This window comes from Dissulfurispira sp., assembly GCF_036745535.1.
GTDB lineage: Bacteria > Nitrospirota > Thermodesulfovibrionia > Thermodesulfovibrionales > Dissulfurispiraceae > Dissulfurispira.
The window spans coordinates 1-7,322 of record NZ_DAIOFX010000076.1; the positions used below are offsets into that span (position 1 = coordinate 1).

Annotated in this window: 7 protein-coding genes and 1 tRNA gene; 1 reads left to right on the forward strand and 7 read right to left on the reverse strand. The window is 42.3% G+C overall.

Annotated features, from left to right (window positions below; translation table 11 throughout):
- Positions 1–52 precede the first annotated feature (52 nt).
- From V7L97_RS10330 to V7L97_RS10350, 5 genes are all read right to left on the reverse strand, one after another.
- A complete protein-coding gene (locus V7L97_RS10330; protein WP_333655697.1) occupies positions 53–994 on the reverse strand; it encodes a ribose-phosphate pyrophosphokinase in 942 nt (313 codons plus the stop codon).
- A gap of 35 nt (positions 995–1,029) precedes the next feature.
- Positions 1,030–1,101 (reverse strand) — tRNA-Gln (locus V7L97_RS10335).
- Positions 1,102–1,107: 6 nt separating this feature from the next.
- The gene (gene ispE / locus V7L97_RS10340; RefSeq protein ID WP_333655699.1) at positions 1,108–2,001 is read right to left on the reverse strand and encodes a 4-(cytidine 5'-diphospho)-2-C-methyl-D-erythritol kinase; all 894 of its coding nucleotides are present in this window, start codon (positions 1,999–2,001) and stop codon (positions 1,108–1,110) included.
- Between the two features lie 107 nt (positions 2,002–2,108).
- Positions 2,109–3,845, reverse strand: coding sequence for a tetratricopeptide repeat protein (locus V7L97_RS10345; protein WP_333655701.1), 1,737 nt, complete (start codon positions 3,843–3,845; stop codon positions 2,109–2,111).
- Positions 3,846–4,127: 282 nt separating this feature from the next.
- A complete protein-coding gene (locus V7L97_RS10350) occupies positions 4,128–5,261 on the reverse strand; it encodes a radical SAM/SPASM domain-containing protein (RefSeq protein WP_333655704.1) in 1,134 nt (377 codons plus the stop codon).
- Positions 5,262–5,297: 36 nt separating this feature from the next.
- On the opposite strand from V7L97_RS10350, the gene V7L97_RS10355 reads away from it, so the two are divergent.
- Entirely contained in the window at positions 5,298–6,812 is a 1,515-nt protein-coding gene (locus V7L97_RS10355) for a glycoside hydrolase family 3 protein (protein WP_333655707.1), read from the forward strand.
- 34 nt (positions 6,813–6,846) lie between these two features.
- On the opposite strand, the gene V7L97_RS10360 is transcribed toward V7L97_RS10355, so the two are convergent.
- Both V7L97_RS10360 and V7L97_RS10365 read right to left on the reverse strand, forming a co-directional pair.
- Positions 6,847–7,155 carry a DUF2442 domain-containing protein gene (locus V7L97_RS10360; RefSeq protein WP_333655709.1) on the reverse strand — a complete coding sequence of 103 codons (309 nt, stop codon included), beginning with the start codon at positions 7,153–7,155 and terminating at the stop codon, positions 6,847–6,849.
- A partial coding sequence (locus tag V7L97_RS10365; protein WP_333655711.1) for a DUF4160 domain-containing protein occupies positions 7,112–7,322 on the reverse strand: 211 nt, incomplete at its 5' end. The genes V7L97_RS10360 and V7L97_RS10365, both read right to left, overlap by 44 nt.

A 7,322-nucleotide genomic window follows, 5' to 3' on the forward strand; every position in this document is an offset into this window, starting at 1 on the left:
GTTAATGGGAAGCATTCTTTTCACTCATATACTCATTCACACATATGCTCATTCACACAAATAGCGAACTTACTGATGTCTCTTCGTGAATCCTTTTTATTGCCTCTGCCAGGAGCGACGATACGCTTAATACCTTTAACTTCTTGCATACGCTGACCTTATCATCCAGAGAGATCGTATCGGTTGTTATGACCTCTTCAAGCACTGAATTGTTTATTCTCTCTATAGCAGGTCCTGAAAGCACAGCATGGCTGCAAGCTGCAAATACCCTCTTTGCACCGTTATCCTTCAGCGCCTGTGCTGCCTGTGTTATCGTTCCTGCAGTATCTATCATGTCATCGAGGATAATGGCATCCTTGCCTTTTACATCACCTATAACATGCATGACCTTTGAGACATTGGCAGCCTCACGCCTTTTATCGACAATGGCCAATGAGGCGTCCAGCCTCTTTGCAAAGGCGCGTGCCCTTTCAACACCGCCTGCATCTGGCGAGACTATAACAAGGTTTTCGAACCTGCATTTCTTTATATAATCCAGCAAAACAGGGGCAGCATACAGGTGATCGACAGGGATATTGAAAAAGCCCTGTATCTGTGCTGCGTGGAGGTCTATAGTGAGTATCCTGTTTGTTCCTGCTGCTGTGAGCAGGTCGGCCACAAGCTTTGAGGATATGGGGACACGGGGTTGCACTTTCCTGTCCTGCCGTGCATAACCGTAATATGGTATGACTGCTGCTATTCTCCTCGCCGACGCCCTTTTCAAAGCATCTATCAAAAGAAGGAGCTCCATTATGTTATGGTTTACAGGAGCGCATGTGGGCTGTATTACAAAGACATCATAGCCTCTTACGTTTTCATTGATTTGCACCATTATCTCGCCGTCGCTGAATGTGGTCACTGTGGTATCAGTCAAAGGCATGCCGAAATGCTCGCTTATCTTAACAGCAAGTGGCCTATTTGCATTTCCTGTAATAAGCTTGACTCCGTTAGTCATTTTTTTCTCCACATATACTGTTTCGTGGCTATTTCCTGGGGCGCCAGGATTCGAACCTGGGAATGGCAGATCCAAAATCTGCTGACTTACCGCTTGTCGACGCCCCAAAAATATTAAATCAATGTTTCTACAACTCTGTTCCAGTGCGATGAAAACTGCTTTGATGCACTAACCGCCTTATCCCTGTCCTCGAAAAGACCGAATACAGTCGAGCCGCTGCCGCTCATAATAGCCATGGATGCCCCGGCATTTAGCAATTTTCCCTTCAAACTGCCGATAACAGGATATTCCTCTATAACAGCATCCTCAAAGTCATTATGTATTCTGGCCTTGAGAAAAGAAGTATCCCCTGTCTTAAGGGCATTATAAATTAAATTGATATTATCAATCTTATCCCCTGTTTTTGTCAATTCCGCCTTTGACCCTTGACCCCTGACCCTTGACCCTAATTTTTCGTATGCCCATGCTGTGGGTATGGATATGGAGGGCTTTATAAGCAGTAATGTATACGATCTATCTATTTTAAGCGGTGTCAGAATCTCTCCCCTTCCTTCAGCAATAGCTATTGGACTATTAGATATATTGGCAGAAATATTGCCAAAAAAAAATGGCACGTCAGACCCGAGCATGCTGCCGATGGTCTTCAATTCATCGATCTTTAGTCCAAGACCCCAGAGCTTATTTAAGCCTATTAATGTATATGCTGCATCACTGCTCCCCCCGCCGAGGCCCGCACCTGATGGAATCTCCTTTTTCAGGACAATCCTTGCCCCATTCTTTATTCCGGCATGCGATTGGAGACTTTGGGCAGCCTTATAGACAAGGTTTTGGTGTGGCGGGATATCCATATCCGTAATAAGCTCAATAGTATCGGAATGCTCAAAGGTCAGGGTATCGTAAAGCCCTATGCAGTGCATCAATGAAAGGATATCATGATAACCATCATCCCTTTTATTCAGTACATAAAGGGACCAGTTTATCTTGGCAGGAGCCCTCAACTCAAACATAAAATACAATTGGGGCATTGGAGTGTTGGAGTATTGGAGTGTTGCTTTACTAATCTTCTTTTCATTTTCATTACTCCATCATTCCATTACTCCATTAAATTAAATCTTCACTCCATTTTCTTGATTTTCTGTTTCACCGATTCTATCTTTTTCTCGACCCTATCCTTCAGGCCTTCTTCCTTCTCATGGAACTTTAATGCCTCGGTCCATGCATTGACGGCATCTTTATGATTGCCCATTGCTTCATAGACATCACCAATATGTTCGTGCAAAATAGGGTCGTCCTTTACAAGACCAAGTGCCTTTTTAAGGGTATTTAGCGCTTCTTCCAACTTGCCAAGCCTGAAGTAAACCCAGCCGAGACTGTCGATTATGTATCCACTGTCGGGTTTTAGCTCCAGTGCTTTTTTTATAAGAGACAATGCCTCTTCAAGATTTATTCCCTTGTCAGCATAACTGTATCCGAGGTAGTTAAGGGCATCGGCATGATTGGGATTAAGCTGGATTGTGCGTTTCAGGTGTACCACCATATCATCGAACCGCCCCATTTTCTCATATACGACCGCCGTGCTGAAATGCAATTCATCACTGCCGCTAAAGCGTTTCAGCCCTTCCTGTAATACAGCCTCTGCCTTTGCATACTCTTTAGTCTGAATATATGCGTTGCCGAGATACGCATAGATCTCCGGCTTTTCCTTCTCAAAACTCAATATCTCCTCGTACACCTTAATGGCATCCGCATAACGGTTCTGCCGTGAATAAATAAGGGCAAGGTTTAAAAATGCATTTATATTCTTGGGGTCTAACGATATTATCTTCTTCAGCTCTTCTATAGCTTCATCGTATCTCTTCAATTCCGCAAACACAATGGACAGATAGTACCGTGACGCAATGTCGTCAGGCCGTGCCTCAAGCACTATCCTGAATTCGGAAATGGCCTTATCATACTGCCTCTCCTGAAGATAAAGAAGACCGAGCCTCTGGTGGATGTCTATATTCCTTGGCGCTTCCTTTAAAATCCCTTCGAGCTCTTTGATAGCCTTTTCAAAGGACTTCTCTGTAAGGTACAGTTGTGCAAGTCTTTCCCTTGCAAAGAGGTTATGGGGATTAATACTCAAGACCTTTTTATAATAATCCTCCGCGGCCTTTAAATCGCCCTTTATCTCTCTGACAAGACCGAGATTCAAGTATGCAGCATCGAAGGAGGGATTGATCTCTATAATTCTCTTAAAACGTTCTTCTGCCTTATCGTAATCCTTCTTTTCCATATTAATGGAGCCCATGTAATACATGGCCATGATATTTTCCGGATCTCTTTTCAAAAGGGTCTCAAAGGTGTCTATCGCCTTCTGAAACTCTCTCTTTGTAGCATAGAGGACTCCTAAAAAGAGGGATGCCTCATTCTTCTCCGGAGACATTTTAAGGATATTTTCGTATACCCTTATGGCGTCGTCAACCCTCCTCTGTGAGTTATAGAGTTCACCGAGAAGTAAAAGGGCAGGCACATGATCAGGATGTTTAGCAGCAACTTCTTCCAGTCTTGTCAGGGCTTCCTGTATCCTTCCAAGTTTCACGAGCATATAGCTGATCTGGGTTTTCAGATGTGCAGATGCGGGATCGAAGCTCAGGGCATTTGAATAGTGTTTCAGTGCATCTTCCCATTTTCCGCTTATTTCTGCCTCATATCCCAGCAAATACTCAAAATAAGCCCTTTCAGAATGTAAAACTGATTCATTTTCTGCCTGAGACGATGCAATATCTATCTGTTTATTACGGCTTTGGGAGAATGCCGAACAGGAAGCAGTGAAAGTAAATATGCATATTATAATAATAAGTATTCTCATTGGCGTGTTAATTATGGCATAAAAGGCTTGTAAATATAAAGCCAATAACATGGAATATTGGAGTAATGGAGTGTTGGAGTATTGGGAAAAACAATAAAAAAGGAGTAATAGAGTTTTTCATCACTCCATTACTCCAACACTCCATTACTCTACTGATTAGCAGGAACCTTTGCACTTGCAGGTGGTTGACCCTTTCTTGGATACCTTCCTTATAACCATATCACACACCTCCCTTTCTTAGGGATTAATCATGGCTTCATGCCCTGATATTTTATGTTTTCGTTATATCATACCCATGGCATTTGTAAAGGTCTTTTTTTTTCTGCTGTCTTCAGCGTGAAATCTGCACCCACCCCTGCACTCATCAATGAACCTGCATGATATATCAGAACATTCCAGTTCATCTAATTTTACGGGCATTATCCTTTGCCATGACTTTCTCAGCCCTTCACTGATATTGCCAACAGGCGTGTGAGAATAAAAGGCGCATTTGCATATGTTCCCATCGGCAAGCACTGACATGAGATGCAGGCCGCATGCAAAGCCTTCTCCTCCGCCGTGAAGTCCTCCACCAAAGCCATAATTCAGATATCTTCCAGCTATTTCCGGTGGAACCTGAAAAATATGGTTTTCCTTTAAATTGCCAGAAACACACGGCACATCCACTGTCCAGTCCTTGATACCGATTTTTCTAAATATATCATCCATCTCATCGAATTCATCGATATTCCTGCCATGAACCATTGTAGCTATCGAGACAATAATCCCTGCATCAATTGCTTCGTGAATCTTCTTCATTACTATTTTATATGTGCCTTTTCCTCTTATTGCCTCATGCCCGCGTTTCATGCCGTCAACGCTGAACTGTATCTCATCCACATTAAGTCCCTTTAAAACTTCTTCATTTAACAAAAGGCCATTTGTGAAGAGTATCTTCCTGAAATTATATTCTGGCAATAATGTATTGATTTCATCAAAATGGCTGTGCATCAAAGGCTCTCCGCCTGTTATCAAAAGACGCAGTCCCTGCATTTCTTCGAACTCATCAAGAACAATCTTTATTTTATCAGGGGAGATTTCATTATTCTTGGGCTTTCCTATATAACAATGCCCGCATTTAAGATTGCACTTATCAGTAATCTGGAGTTCGAGATACCTTAATGATGGAATGGGTGATTTCAAAAGTGATGAGCGTTTAACAGCAACAGGCTCTGTTGTCAGTATCCTTTCTGAAATGCAATAGTCTATGAATTCATTATCGGCTCTTTCATCGCCGCATCCGTCAGAACCGGCGCATTCCTTTAAAAATTCAAATGCCGCATTATCCAGCTCGTATAGCTCGTCTTCCTTAATATCATAGACAGAAGGCGTTTCCAGCCACTTCAGGACAAACCCGTCTGAAAGATAATATCTCATGGTCTATTTTAAAAAATTAACAGGCATATTGTCTCCATGTTTGCCAATCTGATAAGCTTTTCCATGCTTGATTCCATAGAAAAAAAACTTTACCAGCTCATCATCAACAGACTCGACGGGGATAAAATTCAATCGAAAGACTATCAGGAAAAGATAATCAGGCTCACAGAAAAGGGCATTGGCGGTTTTATAATCTTCGGCGGAGAAAAAGACGAGATAAAAGAATTCATCGCCGGATTGCAGGCAGCCTCGGAAATACCTCTGTTTATCGCCTCGGATATAGAGCGTGGAGCAGGACAGCAGTTCAGGAATGCGACATACTTCCCGTTTCAGATGGCTGTAGCAGCAGCTATAGAAAAAAACAGGCCAGAGGATATCTTGCTCCTCGACATCATAATACAGGCCATAGCAGATGAGGCGGCAGATATCGGGATAAACATGCCTTTGATTCCGGTAATGGATGCAAATCAAAACCCGGACAATCCCATAATATGCACAAGGGCTTTTTCTGACAATCCCAAAACAGTGGCGTGGTTCGGCTCGCACTACATAAAATTTCTCGAAGACTCAGGCCTGATAAGCTGTCCAAAACACTTTCCGGGTCATGGAGATACTGCTGTAGATTCCCATATCTCCCTTCCTGTCATCGCCAAATCCAAAGATGATCTGATGAAAACAGACCTCTTGCCTTTCATTAAATCCATAGAAGCAGGTGCAGGCAGCATCATGATAGGACATCTTAAAGTGCCGGCATTGGATTCAAAGCCCGCAAGCCTGTCCAAAAAAATAATCACGGATCTGTTAAAAAAAGAATTGGGCTTTAACGGCCTCATAATCACTGACGCCCTGAACATGAGCGCCCTCAAAGACTTCGGCAATGTCCCTGTTGAATGCATAAAGGCAGGCGTTGACATACTGCTTCATCCTGTGGATGCTGATATGACAGTTAAGGAATTATTATCAGCCATTGAGTCCAAAGAGATTAGCGAAAATCAGATTGACAGCGCATTAGAACGCATAATCAAAGCAAAGGAGAGGTTTAGCAAAATCAAAAAGCCGGATGTAAATTACAAAGCCCATGCATTCATCTCAGAACAGATCTCCGATATGTCTATAACTCTTGTAAAAAGCAGTCCCGGCATATTGCCTATTTCAAAGGATAAGGATGCGAATATTGTATTTGCAGGCGACGATGATATTTATAAATCATCTATATTAAAAAATCATTTCAACTCAGAGCCGCAAACTCTGAACTCCACAAAGTGGCCAGTGGCCGAACTGTTAATCATCGCAATATTCACAAGCGTTGCCGCATGGAAGGGAAGCTCAGGAATAAGCGATGAAGAAAAGCGAAAGATCATAGAACTGATTAAGCAGGCAAAAAGCTCAATAGTCATCTCATTCGGAAGCCCATATGTTTTAAGGCACTTCAAAGAAGCGGATATTCTGATCGCAGCCTATGAGCCTTCAGAGCAGGCACAAATGGCTGTGATAAAATGTCTGAAGGGAGAAATTGATTTCCAAGGCAAACTGCCGGTGAAGATTTATTGAATTTGTTCGATTGTTTTATGGCATAATGACTGAATTAACGGGCGGCTGCTCGCCGTCCCCTTGAATGACTCGTTAGATGTTTCTTTGATTCAAATCTCAGGGGATATTTTTCAGGATGTTCGAGATTGTCAATTTCAAGGTCAACATCCAAATCAGGCCAGTACAAATGATAGCCATGAAGCAATTGAACATTTTGTATTGAACTCAATGTCTGGTCTTTAAAATATGGATAATCCTTATAGCTTAGAAAATATTCCTTTTCTTTAACATACAGCCATATGCCGAAAGGCGTTATGTTTTCAACGCTTACTGAAATGCCTTTGCCATGTTTTAACGATTTCATTTTTGTGCTCCTCAACGATTTTTTGAATTTCGTTCAATCTTCTTGGATTCAGCCCATGAGATACAGCCAATGAGACTATGGGCTCTATCCAAAATTTAGCCTCTCCATCAGCGCATGTCACATGAATATGGATTCTGTCCTCTTCGTTTGAGAGAAAATAAAATCTA

What these genes read in the sequence shown, in the direction of transcription:
- V7L97_RS10330 (WP_333655697.1), bottom strand. Translation starts at nt 994, where the DNA reads ATGACTAACGGAGTCAAGCTTATTACAGGAAATGCAAATAGGCCACTT.
- ispE (WP_333655699.1), bottom strand. Translation starts at nt 2,001, where the DNA reads ATGTTTGAGTTGAGGGCTCCTGCCAAGATAAACTGGTCCCTTTATGTA.
- V7L97_RS10345 (WP_333655701.1), bottom strand. Translation starts at nt 3,845, where the DNA reads ATGAGAATACTTATTATTATAATATGCATATTTACTTTCACTGCTTCC.
- V7L97_RS10350 (WP_333655704.1), bottom strand. Translation starts at nt 5,261, where the DNA reads ATGAGATATTATCTTTCAGACGGGTTTGTCCTGAAGTGGCTGGAAACG.
- V7L97_RS10355 (WP_333655707.1), top strand. Translation starts at nt 5,298, where the DNA reads ATGTTTGCCAATCTGATAAGCTTTTCCATGCTTGATTCCATAGAAAAA.
- V7L97_RS10360 (WP_333655709.1), bottom strand. Translation starts at nt 7,155, where the DNA reads ATGAAATCGTTAAAACATGGCAAAGGCATTTCAGTAAGCGTTGAAAAC.